This is a genomic window from Sphingomonas sp. BL-S-29 (assembly GCF_055521495.1).
On record NZ_CM145482.1, the window covers coordinates 3,713,056 to 3,726,271 of the forward strand.

13 protein-coding genes are annotated in these 13,216 nt (G+C 66.9%); 4 read left to right on the forward strand and 9 right to left on the reverse strand.

The window, feature by feature from the left end; all coding sequences use genetic code 11:
• Positions 1-59 precede the first annotated feature (59 nt).
• From ACZ1I2_RS17520 to ACZ1I2_RS17540, 5 genes are all read right to left on the reverse strand, one after another.
• A complete protein-coding gene (locus ACZ1I2_RS17520; RefSeq protein WP_465176377.1) occupies positions 60-1,052 on the reverse strand; it encodes a hypothetical protein in 993 nt (330 codons plus the stop codon).
• A 27-nt stretch (positions 1,053-1,079) separates the two neighbouring features.
• Positions 1,080-2,276, reverse strand: coding sequence for an exo-beta-N-acetylmuramidase NamZ family protein (locus ACZ1I2_RS17525; RefSeq protein WP_465176376.1), 1,197 nt, complete (start codon positions 2,274-2,276; stop codon positions 1,080-1,082).
• The gene (locus tag ACZ1I2_RS17530) at positions 2,273-2,869 is read right to left on the reverse strand and encodes a DOMON-like domain-containing protein (RefSeq protein ID WP_465172877.1); all 597 of its coding nucleotides are present in this window, start codon (positions 2,867-2,869) and stop codon (positions 2,273-2,275) included. Before ACZ1I2_RS17530 ends, ACZ1I2_RS17525 begins: the two co-directional genes overlap by 4 nt.
• Positions 2,866-3,162 carry a GIY-YIG nuclease family protein gene (locus ACZ1I2_RS17535; RefSeq protein WP_465172876.1) on the reverse strand — a complete coding sequence of 99 codons (297 nt, stop codon included), beginning with the start codon at positions 3,160-3,162 and terminating at the stop codon, positions 2,866-2,868. The genes ACZ1I2_RS17530 and ACZ1I2_RS17535 overlap by 4 nt, the downstream gene beginning before the upstream one ends.
• Positions 3,163-3,238: 76 nt before the next feature.
• Positions 3,239-3,640 (reverse strand): DUF1761 domain-containing protein, encoded by a 402-nt coding sequence (locus ACZ1I2_RS17540; protein WP_465176375.1) that lies wholly within the window; start codon positions 3,638-3,640, stop codon positions 3,239-3,241.
• Between the two features lie 128 nt (positions 3,641-3,768).
• On the opposite strand from ACZ1I2_RS17540, the gene rimO reads away from it, so the two are divergent.
• Positions 3,769-5,097, forward strand: a complete 1,329-nt coding sequence (rimO, locus tag ACZ1I2_RS17545; RefSeq protein ID WP_465176374.1) for a 30S ribosomal protein S12 methylthiotransferase RimO — start codon at positions 3,769-3,771, stop codon at positions 5,095-5,097.
• 52 nt (positions 5,098-5,149) lie between these two features.
• Here rimO and ACZ1I2_RS17550 read toward each other — a convergent pair whose 3' ends face one another.
• Positions 5,150-5,413 carry a hypothetical protein gene (locus ACZ1I2_RS17550; protein ID WP_465172873.1) on the reverse strand — a complete coding sequence of 88 codons (264 nt, stop codon included), beginning with the start codon at positions 5,411-5,413 and terminating at the stop codon, positions 5,150-5,152.
• Between the two features lie 264 nt (positions 5,414-5,677).
• Here ACZ1I2_RS17550 and ACZ1I2_RS17555 point away from each other — a divergent pair, with 264 nt between their 5' ends.
• Positions 5,678-6,019 (forward strand): hypothetical protein, encoded by a 342-nt coding sequence (locus ACZ1I2_RS17555; RefSeq protein WP_465172872.1) that lies wholly within the window; start codon positions 5,678-5,680, stop codon positions 6,017-6,019.
• Here ACZ1I2_RS17555 and ACZ1I2_RS17560 read toward each other — a convergent pair.
• The 3 genes from ACZ1I2_RS17560 to ACZ1I2_RS17570 all read right to left on the reverse strand — a co-directional run bounded on the left by ACZ1I2_RS17560 (position 6,016) and on the right by ACZ1I2_RS17570 (position 10,185).
• Positions 6,016-6,801 carry a ceramidase domain-containing protein gene (locus tag ACZ1I2_RS17560; RefSeq protein WP_465172871.1) on the reverse strand — a complete coding sequence of 262 codons (786 nt, stop codon included), beginning with the start codon at positions 6,799-6,801 and terminating at the stop codon, positions 6,016-6,018. The genes ACZ1I2_RS17555 and ACZ1I2_RS17560 overlap by 4 nt on opposite strands.
• 63 nt (positions 6,802-6,864) lie before the next feature.
• A complete protein-coding gene (locus ACZ1I2_RS17565) occupies positions 6,865-7,722 on the reverse strand; it encodes a dienelactone hydrolase family protein (RefSeq protein WP_465172870.1) in 858 nt (285 codons plus the stop codon).
• Positions 7,723-7,803: 81 nt separating this feature from the next.
• On the reverse strand, positions 7,804-10,185 hold the full coding sequence (locus tag ACZ1I2_RS17570) for a membrane-bound PQQ-dependent dehydrogenase, glucose/quinate/shikimate family (RefSeq protein ID WP_465177119.1): 2,382 nt from the start codon (positions 10,183-10,185) through the stop codon (positions 7,804-7,806).
• A gap of 147 nt (positions 10,186-10,332) precedes the next feature.
• Here ACZ1I2_RS17570 and ACZ1I2_RS17575 point away from each other — a divergent pair, with 147 nt between their 5' ends.
• Together ACZ1I2_RS17575 and ACZ1I2_RS17580 are read left to right on the forward strand one after the other, a co-directional pair.
• Entirely contained in the window at positions 10,333-11,736 is a 1,404-nt protein-coding gene (locus tag ACZ1I2_RS17575) for a serine hydrolase domain-containing protein (protein WP_465177118.1), read from the forward strand.
• Positions 11,736-13,118, forward strand: a complete 1,383-nt coding sequence (locus ACZ1I2_RS17580) for a leucyl aminopeptidase family protein (RefSeq protein WP_465176373.1) — start codon at positions 11,736-11,738, stop codon at positions 13,116-13,118. The genes ACZ1I2_RS17575 and ACZ1I2_RS17580 overlap by 1 nt, the downstream gene beginning before the upstream one ends.
• Positions 13,119-13,216 lie beyond the last annotated feature (98 nt).

Sequence of the window (13,216 nt, forward strand, 5' to 3'; positions counted from 1 at the left end):
CTCTTTCCAAGGAAAATCGTGGCTTTCCCCTGAACGTCCCGGCGCCCGATGGCCAGCCTTTACGCCGCAGCCCTGGCCAATAATGCTTCAGCCAGCATCGGCTGTACTGCGAACGCCCCATCCTGCCAGCCTGGGACCAGCCGGTCGACCACCAGCATCAGCCCCAGCCCCTCGTCCTGCGACCATTGTTTGCGCCCACGCCGCACTGCCTTCAACGCCACTCCCGGCGCGTAGACCTTGCCCGGCCCATCGACATAATATTTGTAGATCAGCCATTGGCCGAGCCCTTCTATCTGCAGGAAGATATCGTCGAGCGGCTTCCACTTAGCCCCCGGCCCGACGAACCACATCGCGTGCCGCACGCGCATCGCCGTCAGCGCTTTTCGAGCGAGCCGGCGCGCCTCGGCATCGGTCGGTGCCGCCGCGGCGGCGTAGAGCAGGTCCGTCTCCGCCAGCCAGGCGCTGACATAGGCGGGGTCGTCCTTGAATGCGGCCTGGATCGAATCGTCGTTGATGTCCTCGGGCAGGCCATAGCGCTTGCTCAGCGCCGCCATTGCCGGGTTGGCGAAGGCGAATTGCCGCGTGTGCATCATCTCGTGCAGCAGCACGCCGTCCATCAGCGTTTCCAGGCCGAGTTCGCTCGTCACCCCGCCTTTCCGCCACACCGACGGCATACTCATCACGAAGAAGCCGCGCGGGTCTTTCGGATTCGGGCCCGCAAAGGACATCACGCCGACGGGCGCGCCGTTGCCGTCGGGCATCATCACCTTGCCGTGATGCAGCCGCCCGCGCCACCGGATCGGCGCGCCGGTGTGCGGCACGGCATTCGCCTGGCAGGTCGCATCGACTGCCACCACTTCCGGCATCGGCACGGCCGGCCGGTGAAGCATGTTGGTTTCGGCCCAGCGCCAATTGCCCAGCGCCCGTTCGGTCCACAACCGGTCGGCGGGTTGCAGCCGGCAAGCGCGTCCGTCACCTGCCACGGCCGATGCCGGCCCCATGGCTAGGCAAGCCAGAAGGCCAAGGTGCCGCATCCACATCATCGGTCGCATGCTCGCCTCCGCCGGTCCCGCGGCGCATCAATACAGCAGATAGGGCTTCCGCTCTTCCACCCAGGCGCTCTCGTCCGGGCGCGCTACAGCATCCAGGTCGCCCGCGACCGCCGCCGCGTCGTCGACCCATTCGCGCAGGCCGGGCCCGCCATTGATCACGTCGATCGCCAGCTTGCCGAATTCATATTCGTACGGAAAATCGCGCCACAGGTCATAGTCGGGGTATAGCAGCCGGATCGCCTTGAACCCGAGCGCCTGCACCCGCCACGGCTGGAAGGCATGATGGTCGTAGAACGGCCCCTCGGCATGGATATGCACGCCATTGCAGAGCTTCCCGACATGCTTGTGAAAGGTCGGCTGGAACCAGATGTCGCGCAGCGCGCAGCCCTTCAGCCAGTCGGGTGCGAGCCGCCGCATCTCGGCGATCACCGCGCGCGCATCCACATCAGGCGCGCCGAACAGTTCCAGGGGCCGCGTGGTGCCGCGCCCTTCCGACAAATTGGTGCCCTCCAGCATAACGGTACCGGCATAGGCCCGCGCCATGTTGACATTGGGCGCGTTCGGACTCGGGTTGATCCAGATCCGCTCGTCCGGCCAGCCGAAGCCCGGCGCGGCCTCGGGCGTCCAGACTTCCATCTCGATCACGCGGTAATCGACATTGAGTCCCTTCAGCGCGACGAACCAGTGGCCGAGTTCGCCGAGCGTCATCCCGTGCCGCATCGGCATCGGCCCGGCGCCGACGAAACTCTCCCAGCCCGGCAACAGCGTCAGCCCCTCTACCGGACGCCCGGCCGGGTTGGGCCTATCGAGCACTACGACGGTTTTGCCATGCTCGGCCGCCGCCTCGAGCACATAGAGCAAGGTCGTGATGAAGGTGTAGATGCGGCAACCCAGGTCCTGCAGGTCGAACAGCATCACGTCGAAGGTGCCCATCGACTGGCCGGTCGGCCGGCGCACTTCGCCGTACAGGCTGAACACCGGCATACCATAAGTCGGATCGGTGAAGTCGGGCGACTCCATCATGTTGTCCTGCAGGTCGCCGCGCACCCCGTGCTGCGGCCCGAACACTGCGGTAACGTTCAGCCCGCTCGCCACCAGGGCGTCGAGCGAATGCGTGAGATCCGCCGTCACCGAGGCCGGATGAGCAAGCAAGGCGATACGCTTCCCCTCCAGCGGCGCACGCAGGGCGGGGTCGGCGAGCAGGCGATCGATACCGAATTTCATGGGGCGGTGGGTGCCGCGAGCCGTGCCGTAAAGCAATCCCGATCGTGGAAATCCTCCGGCCCCGCCGGATGCGCCAACGCCCAGAAGGACTTGGTCCCGTCGCGTTCCTCGATCACCGTGGTCAGCGCGACATCCCAGTCGACACCCGCCAGCCCTGGCAAGTCGGCGGCCGCCCGCAATTCCGCGACCTCCGCCTCCGGCTGCCACATCACGTCACTCACCGCCGCACCGGCCGCGCGGCGCATCCCGGTACGATGATCGTCGAAATCATAGGCCGCCCATTGCGCCGACGGCGCGATATTGAGCTCCACATAGCGCGACGTCCCTTCGTCCCCGACAAAGGCCTCGAAGCAGCTATGCCGCCACAGCTCGTCCCTGAAGCCGGGCTCCGCCGGCTCGGGCCACAGCACATCGCCGATCGCGCCGGTAACGCGATAGGTCAGGCTCAGCCGGTTCCCATCCCGCCGCGCCGTGACCGCGATCGATCGTACCGCATTGCTCGGACAATCGGGGTGCGGGACGAGCGAAAACGATTCCCCCTGCCCTTCTTCCTTCCCCGGCGAAGGCCGGGGTCCAGTCGGGATGTCGGTCATGGTTGCGCGATCCGGTCGTAAAGGTCTTCCCAATCGGGATTGAGCCCCTCGATCTCACGCACCTTCCACGCCCGCTTCCATTCCTTCATCCGAACCTCTCGCACCCTCGCAGACTCAAGATCGCCGTGCATCTCGTACCAGACCAGCAACCGGCAATCGTATTTCTTCGTGAAGCCCGCAATAACGCCGTTACGATGCTCCCACGCACGCCGGATCAGATGGTTGGTCGAGCCAATGTAGATCGCGCCGTTTCGCCGGTTCGTCATGATGTAAACGTAGAATTGCTCTTCCATTCCAGCGTCCCCCAACTGGACCCCGGCCTTCGCCGGGGAGGGCTATGGTGGCAAGAGCGACATCCTCAAATGCCCCTTATAGCAGCGCGAAAACCACGCCCATCACCGCATAAATCACCAGCCAATACCCCGCATCGATCAGGAACAGCCGCAGCGACTGGCGCGAGAACAGATAATTCACCCCGATCGACGGCACGATGAAGCCCAGCGCGATGCCGCCCGAGATCATCACCGACAGGCTCAGGCCCGGCGCGCCATAAGTGGTCAGCGTGTGATCGAGGATGAAGGCCGAGAACAGGTTGAGCAGAAAAGTCAGGCCGAAGATCATCGGCATGTTGGCGTTCTTCATCGCGTCGTCGCTCAGGCCGCGCGCTGCCTGCCACGCCTTGCCGAAGACCGGGCCGTACCACAGCCCGCCGACAAGAAACCCCGAAACCGCGGCGACCAGGATCGCCAGCCAGTGCACTTCCGTTCCCATCGTGCTTCTCCCCTCGTTTCGTCCGCGGCACGATATGCTCGTTCTGGCCCGACAGGAAGCCGACTCTCCGGCCCATGAAGGCGATGACTGGAAAATCCCGCGCGATGCGCCTATGTGGCGCGTTCCCCATGGCAACGATTCTCCCCACCCCGCCGAAAATCGGCATGGTTTCGCTCGGCTGTCCGAAGAACCTGGTCGACAGCGAACGCATCCTGACCAAGCTCCGCTCGGACGGTTATGCGATGTCGCCCGACTATGCCGGCGCAGACGTCGTGCTCGTCAACACCTGCGGCTTCCTCGATTCCGCCAAGGAAGAGAGCCTCGAAGCGATCGGCGAAGCCATCGCCGAGAACGGGCGGGTCATCGTCACCGGCTGCATGGGCAAGGAAGCCGAGACGATCCGCGCCCGCTTCCCCAATGTCCTCGCCGTGACCGGCGCGCATCAATATGAAGAAGTGGTCGGCGCCGTGCATGAGGCAGCGCCGATGCCGCCCAGCGCCTTCCTCAACCTGGTGCCCGAAAGCGGCCTGAAGCTCACCCCGCGCCATTACAGCTATCTGAAGATCTCGGAGGGCTGCAACCATCGCTGCTCCTTCTGCATCATCCCGTCGCTGCGCGGCGACCTGGTCAGCCGCCGCCCCGACGCGATCCTGCGCGAAGCCGAGAAGCTGATCGAGGCCGGCACGAAGGAACTTCTGGTCATCAGCCAGGACACCTCGGCCTATGGCGTCGACATCAAACACCACCCACGCATGTGGCACGGCCAGGAAGTCCGCGCGCACATGACCGACCTGTCGCGCGAGCTCGGCAAGCTCGGCGCCTGGGTGCGGCTGCACTATGTCTACCCTTACCCGCATGTCGACCAGGTCGTCCCGCTGATGGCCGAGGGGCTGGTGCTGCCCTATCTCGACATCCCGTTCCAGCATGCCTCGCGCGCGGTGCTGAAGGCGATGCGCCGCCCGGCCAACGAGGCGAAGGTGCTGGAGCGCATCAGGAACTGGCGCACGATCGAACCCGATATCGCGATCCGCTCGACCTTCGTCGTCGGCTTCCCTGGCGAGACCGAGGATGATTTCCGCTATCTGATGGACTGGCTGGAAGAAGCCCGGCTCGACCGGGTCGGCGCCTTCCGCTTCGAACCCGTCGAGGGCGCCGCGGCGAACGACCTGCCCAACCCGGTGCCCGAAGAGATCAAGGAAGAGCGCTACGCCCGGCTGATGGAGCTGACCGCGCGCATCTCGGCGGAAAAGCTGGAAGCCAAGATCGGCCGCACGCTCGACGTGATCATTGACGCGGTCGATGGCGACGGCGCGACTGGCCGGTCCAAGGCGGATGCGCCGGAGATCGACGGCGAAGTCCATCTCCGCGACGCCGGCCATCTCCGCCAGGGCGATATCGCCCAGGTCGAGATCGAGGATGCCGACGAGCACGACCTGTTCGGCGTGCCTGTCGCGTAACCAAAAAGGGAGGCGGCGCCCTGACGGTCGCCACCTCCCCCTCCGATCGCGGTCAACCCCTGTTGGTTACGCCGCCGATACCATCGACGATGCTGCCGACCAGCACACCGCCGGCAAAGCCGGTCAGGGCGCTGGCGAAGATCCCCGCCTCGCCGATCACCGGTGCGAAGACGGTGCCCGCGAGTACGCCGCCGATGGCCCCGGCAAGACCGACGATCCACCACCAGGGATCCGGCTGCGGCGGCCGTGGACCGCGCCACCAGCCGGGCCATTTAGTCCCGCACCACCCCATCATCGCCAAGAATGCATATCCCATGGACAACCTCTCCTGCGTCTCAAATGGCGGACATCGGTCCGACTGGCCGGTGTCTCGCGGGGAGCATCCTCTCATTTCGGGCGTATTCAAGTCATGTTGGCACCGATCTGAGGATTTTCGGGATGCAACTGGCATTCAACATGGCGCTTACTTGCTCACGACATGATATGGTCTTTCACCGTAACCAGTGTTTCCGTCGCTGCCGCATATTGACAGTGTATTGCTTAAACAATACACTTTCGCGACGATGACGAAGGGGTGACAATGGTCAAGACAGCGGTCCTGATGTCGGTGCTCGCGGCGACCCTCGCCGCCTGCGGCCCGGCGCATTTCGACGAGCTGGCCTATTCGGCCGATGTCGATGCGAATCAGAGCGTCGCTCTTTTCACCTGCCGCATATCGTCGAGCGGCAAGTGCGTCTTCCGCTTCGACGGCAATGCCAGCCCCTCCACCGCGACCGTCGCGGTGAACGAGACCGGGGCCGTCAGCGGAATCGGCCCCGGCACCAGCTATTGCGCGACGTCAGGCGCGGACGGCGCGACATGCCATCCCCAGACGCTCCAGGCAGGCAAGCAGACGATCCGCCACGTCAAGCGCAGCTCCTAGGCTTCGGCCCGCTCGCTGCGATAATAAGCGAAGGTCAGCCAGGTCGCGACGGCGCCGAGCAGGTGCCAGATCGCGTGCCCCTGGATCAAGCTGGACGGCGCACAGGCCAGCCCGTGCTGGTCGAGGTTCCAGATCGCGAAGGCGATCGCGTTGACCAGGATGCCGGCCAGATAGAAACGCAGCCGCACCCCCTGCCGACGGGGACGCGCAAGGCCGAGTTCGAGGACGATCGCCGCGATCAGCACCACCGCGAACAGCCAGCGCCGGACCTCGGGCGCGACGATCAACACCCCGACAAGAACGAGGCACAACAGCAGGTAGAGCGCGATCGCCTGCCCGTCCGCCATACGCCGCCAGCGAGCCAGCGCGCTCACCAGCAGGAACGACCCCACCAGATACATGCCGAGCACATCGAGGAACTGCCCCCACAAGGTCAGCGTCGCATGGAGCAGCACGGAGCCAAGCCCGACGATGATCGCGGTGATCCCGAAGGCGACCGCGGAAACCGGCGTCATCGCCGAATGCCAGGCCGGCGCGCGGGCCAGCACGATCATCAGGCACCCGGCAAACACGAAGCCCAGCGACGACCAGCTATTGGCCCGCTGGAGGATCAGCGCGCCGATGCGCGGCATCTCGCAGAAACATCGCGTCGCGGTGCAACTCGCCGGAGCATAGACGCTCCAGTCGGGGCCGAGCGCCAAAAGCAGCAAGACGATGCCGATCCCGGCAAGGGCAGTCGCCGCCAGGGCGATCGCCAATGGGCGCAGTCCTGTCTCCTGCATCGCTCTCCCCCTTTGGGGGAGGCTAGCGCGCGCGAGGCAGGTCGCCAAGCGCGCGCCGATCCGTCAGGCCAGGTTTGCCTTGTACAGCTTGAGCAACTCGCCCCACGCCTTTTCCGCGGCCGCCTCATTATAGGTCTGGCTGCCCGGCACGCACCAGCCATGGTCGGCGGGATAGACCTCGACCGTCGCGGGGCGCCCGGCGGCCTCGAACGCTTTTTTCAGCACGTCCTTCGCCTCGGGCTGGCGCGCATCGTCATTCTGGGCGACCGCGACCAGATAGGCCGCCTTGGTCTTCGGAATCAGCAGATGCGGGCTGGACGGCTCGGCGGTGACGAGCCCGCCGCCATGAAAGCTGCCGACCGCGCCGATCCGCCCCGGTACCGCAGCCGCCGTGCGGAACGACAATGGCCCGCCCATGCAATAGCCCTGCACGCCGACCTTCTTCTTTTTATTGGTCTGCGGTTGCTGGTCGAGAAAGGCGAGATAGGCGGCGGCATCCGTGTCGACGCCGGCGTCGGTCATCGCCTGGCGGAAGCCCATGACCTTGGCGCGGTCGTCCGGCTTGCTGAAATCGAACGCCCCGTCGACCACGGGCGCGCGCTTGCTGCGGTAAAAGGGGTTGGGCACGAGCACGACATAGCCTTCGTTCGACAGGCGCCGGCCCAGTTCGCGGAACACCGGGCGCAGGCCGAGAATGTCGGGCCAGACCACCACCGCCGGCCAGGGCCCCTTGCCCTTGGGGTAGAAGAGCGCGGCGTCGGCTTCGCCGTCGGCGGTCTTCACCGTCACGTCGGTCTCGACGACATTGTCCGCGAGCGCCGTCGTCGCCAGCCCGGCCACCGCCACGCCAGCGATCACGAACGCCCGGCGGGACAATGCGGACGTCTCTACCAGCCCTTGATGGATGTCGCTGTCACACATGCCGTCTCTCCCGGTTTTTGCGTGGCATCATTCGACGGGCGGCGTCGGCGCCTGTCAAGGGCTGTGGCGGCCCTATCGGCCCTAACTCCGCTGCGGCAGGGCATAGGCGATCACCTGGTCGCCGATCGGCGTCTCCATGAAATGATGCCCGCCGGTCACGATCACCAGATATTCGCGCCCGCCCTGTTCATAGACCATCGGCGTTGCCTGCCCGCCCGCCGGCAGCACGTCGGACCAGAGCGTCTTGCCCGTGCGCAGGTCGATCGCGCGGATCAGATTGTCGGTCGCCGCCGCGACGAACACCAGGCCGCCCGCCGTCACCACCGCACCGCCATTGTTCGGCGTGCCGATATGGAAGGGCAGCATCGAGGGGATGCCGAACGGCCCGTTGGTCCGCGCGGTGCCGAGCGGCCGGTCCCACAGGGTCTTGCCCGTGGCGATCTCGATCGCCCTGATCCCGCCATAAGGCGGCTGCTTGCAGAGGAGGCCGGTGAAGGGCATCCGCCAGCCGGCATTGACGTTGATCGCATAGGGCGTGTTCGCCTGCGGGTCGCCCGCGCCCTCGATGCCGCCGATCTTGCCGCGTGCCTGGTCGCGCGGCGTCCAGCCGCGCTTGTTCGCCTCGGCGCGCGGCACCAGCCGGACATAATTAGGCATGTCGTTGTAATTGGCGACGATCACCCCGCGCTGCGGATCGACCGCGATACCGCCCCAGTCGCTGCCGCCATTATAGCCGGGATATTCGATCGAGGGCCGATCAGCCTCGGGCGGCGTGAAGAAGCCCTTGTAGCTCGCCCGGTGGAACTGGATGCGGCAGATCATCTGGTCGATCGGCGACATGCCCCACATGTCGCGCTCGGTCAGCGCCGGCTTGCGCAGCGTCTGCCACAGCGAGACGATCTGGGTCGGCGCGCGCTGCTCGGGTTCGACCCCGCCGCCCGGCGCCCTGATCGTGCCCACCGGCGTCAGCGGCCGCCCGGTGCGACGGTCGAGCACATAGAGATCGCCCTGCTTCGACGGCAGCACCAGCGCCGGCGTGCCCTTGTAATCGATCAGCGTCGCCTGGCTGCCGAAGTCGTAATCCCACACATCCTTGTTCACCGCCTGGAAGCGCCAGCGCGGTTTGCCCGTCGTCACGTCGATCGCGACCAGCGAGGTGGCGAAGAAATTCTCCGCCGGGCGGCGCAGGCTCGAATAATAATCCGCCGTCGAATTGCCCATCGGCAGATAGACCAGGCCCAGCTGCTCGTCGCCCGACGCCGTGGTCCACATGTTCGGCGTGCCGCGCGTATAGGTCTGGCCCGCCGGCGGCATGCCGGTGATGTCGGGGCGCATCATGTCCCACGCCCAGCGCAGCTTGCCGGTCACCGCGTCATAGGCCTGGATCACGCCCGACGGCTCCCAGCGATCCTGTCCGTCGAGCACCTGGTGCCCGGTCACGATCACCCCGCGCACGATGGTCGGCGCTGAATTGATCGAGACATAGCCCGGCGGCACCGCGCCCATGCCGGCCTTGATGTCGACCTGCCCGCCCGTGCCGAAATCGGCACAGGGCTTGCCCGTCGCCGCGTCCAGCTCGAAAATCCGGCCGTCGAGCGTTCCCTCGACGATCCGCGCCGCGCAGGCCGATCCGGCGGCGGCGCCCGGCACCGCATAATAGCTCACCCCGCGGCAGGCCGCGGTATAGGGGATCGCGTCGTCCGCCACCTTGGGGTCGAAGCGCCAGCGCTCCTTGCCGGTCGCCGCATCGAGCGCGATGGCGAGGTTCTTCGGGGTGCAGAGATACAGGCTGTCGCCGATCTTGAGCGGCGTGGTCTCCGCGCCATAGGTCCCGGCGATCGCCTTGCTCGACGGCATGTCGCCGGTGTGGACCAGCCAGGCACGCTTCAGCCCGCCGACATTGCCGTTGTTGATCTGCGCCAGCGGCGAGAAGCGCCGCGCGCTATAGGTGCCGCCATAGGCCGGCCAGTCGGGCCCGGTCGCCTGGCCCGAGGGGTCGGCGAACCCGGGCGATTGCGGCGCGGGCAGCGCGGCCACCGCCACATCGTCGCGCGTGCCGAGCATGCCGAACAGCACCACCGTCGCGACCAGCAGCACCGCGATCGCGCCCTGCGCGATGCGCCAGCGCTTCGGCGCGGTCGACAGGGTCGGCATCACCGCCAGCACCGCCACCAGCAGCACGATCGGCGCGATCACGCGCGGCACCAGCGCCCAGACATTGGTCCCGACTTCGGCAAACGCCCATAACAGGGTGAGCGCAACCACCGCGACATAGATCCAGCCGCCCAGCAGCCGCTGGCGGACCAGCAGCACCCCGGCGGCGACCATCGCCACGCCCGTCACGAGATAATAAAGCGACCCGCCCAGCACGGCGAGCCAGACCCCGCCGATGCTCAGCACTGCCCCGATCAGCGCGACGACGATGCCGATGATGGCGGCGATCCAGCTGTGACGGACCGGCATGACGATTTCCCTGTTGCCCCGCTCCATCCAAACCAGCGAAGGCACTGGTTGTTTCCATGACAAAATCGTCATCGCCGCCCCCTTCCCTTTGCGGCGCTAAGGTGAAAAGACGGGCTCCCCCGCCACTGGCAAGGTGACCGATTGACGATGCTGCTCCGCTCGACGCTGACTCTGGTCGCGCTGTTCGCCGCGACCCCCGCTTTCGCCCAGGCCCTCACTGCCGAGGAGCGCGCCCAGGTCGACCGGATCGTCACGGACTCGCTGAAGGCGACCGACGTTCCCTCGGCCTCGATCGCGGTGGTGCGCGGCGGCGAGATCGTCTTCGCCAAGGCCTATGGCAAGCAGGCCGAGAACCAGCCCGTTCCGCGCGACGAGGCGCCGTACCAGATCGCGTCGGTCTCGAAGCAGTTCACCGCCGCGGCGCTGCTGCTGCTCCAGAAGGACGGCAAGCTCAGCCTCGACGACAGCGTCGCCAGATATGTCCCGGACATCACTGACGGCGACCGGATCAGCATCCGCCAGCTGCTCAGTCACACCTCGGGCCTGCAGGATTACTGGCCGCAGGATTACAGCTTCAAGGCCATGGCTACCCCGGTCACGCCCCAGGGCATCGTCGATCGCTGGGCGAAGAAGCCGCTCGATTTCGCGCCGGGCACGCAGTGGCAATATTCCAACACCGGCTATGTCGTCGCCGGCATGATCGTCGAGAAGGTCGCCGGCATGCCGCTGCTCGACTTCCTCGAGCTGCGCATCTTCAAGCCGCTCGGCATCACCGCCTACGATCAGGATCTCGCGATCGGCAAGGGCTTCCCCCAGGGCTATGGCCGCGCCGCGATGGGCCCGGTGCGCGTCGCTACCCCCGCAGCGCATGGCTGGCTGTTCGCCGCGGGCGAGCTGGCGATGAGCGCGCGCGACCTCGCGAAATGGGACGTCGCCCGGCTCGACCGCAAGATCCTCGCCCCCGACGACTGGATGCTGCAGGAAACCCCAGTCAAGCTGACTGACGGCAGCTCGACCGGCTATGGCCTGGGCGTCTCGATCGGCAATGCCAATGGCCGGCGCTTCATCGAGCATAGCGGCGAGGCGGTCGGCTTCCTGTCCGAGAATATCGTCTATCCGGACGAGAAGGCGGCGATCGTCGTGCTGACCAACACCTGGTCGAGCGACGCCTTCATCTCGATCAGCCAGGCGCTCGCCCGGACCCTGCTCCCGCCCCTGCCCCCGGCCGCCGCCGACACCGCGGACGCCGCCGCGCTCGGCACCGCGCGGCGCGTGTTCGATCAGCTCCGCACCGGCGCGCTCGACCGCGCGCTGCTGACCGACAATGCCAATTATTATTTCACGAGCGTAACGCTCGACGATTACCGCGCCAGCCTGGTCCCGCTCGGCGATCCGGTCACCTTCGTCCAGACCGGCCGCGCCCGGCTGCGCGGCGGTTTCGTCGGCCGTTCCTACCGCGTCACCTATGCCAGTCGCGCGCTGACCATCAGCAGCTATGCCGACCAGAGCGGCAAGATCGAACAATTCCTCATTACCCCGGTGCAACGCTGATGCCCACGAAACTGCTCCAGCCCGATCGCGGCCAGCCCGCGCATGCGATCGAAATCGTCGAGGCCGACGGCTTCGAGGCGTGGATCAAGGCTCAGCCGCCCCGTATCCGCGCGGCGGTCGCGGCGCAGAAGCTCAGCGGCAAGGGCGGCGCCAAAGCGGGCGCCAGCGCGATCCTGCCCGGCGAGGCCGACGACTGGTCGGTCATACTGGTGGTGAAGCACGCCGCGCTCGGCGCCTGGGATCTCGCCAGGCTGGCCGAGACGCTGCCCGAGGGAAGCTACCGCCCCTCGCGCGATGCCGGCGCCGCGATGCTCGGCTGGGTGCTCGGCCAATACCGCTTCGACCGCTACCGCAAGCCCGAGGGCGAGGGCCCGCGTATCCTGTTGTCGGGAGAGCCGGCGCGGTTCGAGGAGATCGTCCGCATCGCCGCCGCCACCAACAAGGTGCGCGACCTGGTCAATATCGGCGCGTCCGATCTCGGCCCGGCCGAGCTCGAGGCCGAAGTCGCGACCCTCGCCGAGGCGCATGGCGCGACGCTCCACGTCACCAGGGGCGAGGCGCTGGCCAAGGGTTATCCGATGGTCCACACCGTCGGCCAGGCCGCCGCCAAGGGGCGCGAGCCGCGGCTGATCGAACTCGAATGGGGCGACCCGAAACACCCGCGCATCGCGATCATCGGCAAGGGCGTGTGCTTCGATTCCGGCGGGCTCGACATCAAGCCCTCCTCGGGCATGCGGCTGATGAAGAAGGACATGGGCGGCGCGGCGCACGCGCTGGCGCTGGCCGGGCTGGTCATGGCGGGACGGCTCGAGGTCCGGCTTCACCTGCTGATCCCCGCGGTCGAGAATGCCATTGCCGGCAATGCCTTCCGCCCCGGCGACGTGCTCAGAACGCGCAAGGGCCTGACCGTCGAGAACACCAATACCGATGCCGAGGGCCGGCTGATCCTCGGCGACGCGCTCACCCGCGCCGGCGAGGACAAGCCGGCGCTGATCCTCGATTTCGCGACCTTGACCGGCGCCGCGCGCGTCGCGGTCGGGCCCGATCTCCCGGCGACCTTCGTCAATGACGAGCCGCTGGCGGACGCGCTGTTCGCCGCCTCGCGCGCGGTGGACGACCCGCTGTGGCGCCTGCCGTTATGGGACGGCTATGATGAGATGCTCAAATCCGACATCGCCGACATGGTGAACTCCCCCGATGGCGGCTATGCCGGCGCGGTGACGGCAGCGTTGTTCCTCCGACGCTTCGTGCCCGAGGGCACCCCCTGGGCGCATCTCGACACCTTCGCCTGGCGCCCCGCCGCCAAGCCCGGCCGCCCCAAGGGCGGCGACGCCCTCGGCCTGCGCGCGACATGGGCGATGCTCAAGGCGAAATATAGCTGAGGCGCCACACATCCCCCGTTCGCCCTGAGCTTGTCGAAGCCTGTCCTGAGCGCCTGCCTTGGCAGGCAGTCGAAGGGGGCTGCTCTTCTAAGTCGCCA

Bases quoted from the DNA above. Each gene is read 5' to 3' on its own strand.
- ACZ1I2_RS17530 (WP_465172877.1), bottom strand. From the start codon at position 2,869: ATGACCGACATCCCGACTGGACCCCGGCCTTCGCCGGGGAAGGAAGAA.
- ACZ1I2_RS17555 (WP_465172872.1), top strand. From the start codon at position 5,678: ATGGTCAAGACAGCGGTCCTGATGTCGGTGCTCGCGGCGACCCTCGCC.
- ACZ1I2_RS17560 (WP_465172871.1), bottom strand. From the start codon at position 6,801: ATGCAGGAGACAGGACTGCGCCCATTGGCGATCGCCCTGGCGGCGACT.
- ACZ1I2_RS17540 (WP_465176375.1), bottom strand. From the start codon at position 3,640: ATGGGAACGGAAGTGCACTGGCTGGCGATCCTGGTCGCCGCGGTTTCG.
- ACZ1I2_RS17525 (WP_465176376.1), bottom strand. From the start codon at position 2,276: ATGAAATTCGGTATCGATCGCCTGCTCGCCGACCCCGCCCTGCGTGCG.
- ACZ1I2_RS17575 (WP_465177118.1), top strand. From the start codon at position 10,333: ATGCTGCTCCGCTCGACGCTGACTCTGGTCGCGCTGTTCGCCGCGACC.
- ACZ1I2_RS17520 (WP_465176377.1), bottom strand. From the start codon at position 1,052: ATGCGACCGATGATGTGGATGCGGCACCTTGGCCTTCTGGCTTGCCTA.
- ACZ1I2_RS17565 (WP_465172870.1), bottom strand. From the start codon at position 7,722: ATGTGTGACAGCGACATCCATCAAGGGCTGGTAGAGACGTCCGCATTG.
- ACZ1I2_RS17580 (WP_465176373.1), top strand. From the start codon at position 11,736: ATGCCCACGAAACTGCTCCAGCCCGATCGCGGCCAGCCCGCGCATGCG.
- rimO (WP_465176374.1), top strand. From the start codon at position 3,769: ATGGCAACGATTCTCCCCACCCCGCCGAAAATCGGCATGGTTTCGCTC.
- ACZ1I2_RS17570 (WP_465177119.1), bottom strand. From the start codon at position 10,185: ATGCCGGTCCGTCACAGCTGGATCGCCGCCATCATCGGCATCGTCGTC.
- ACZ1I2_RS17535 (WP_465172876.1), bottom strand. From the start codon at position 3,162: ATGGAAGAGCAATTCTACGTTTACATCATGACGAACCGGCGAAACGGC.
- ACZ1I2_RS17550 (WP_465172873.1), bottom strand. From the start codon at position 5,413: ATGGGATATGCATTCTTGGCGATGATGGGGTGGTGCGGGACTAAATGG.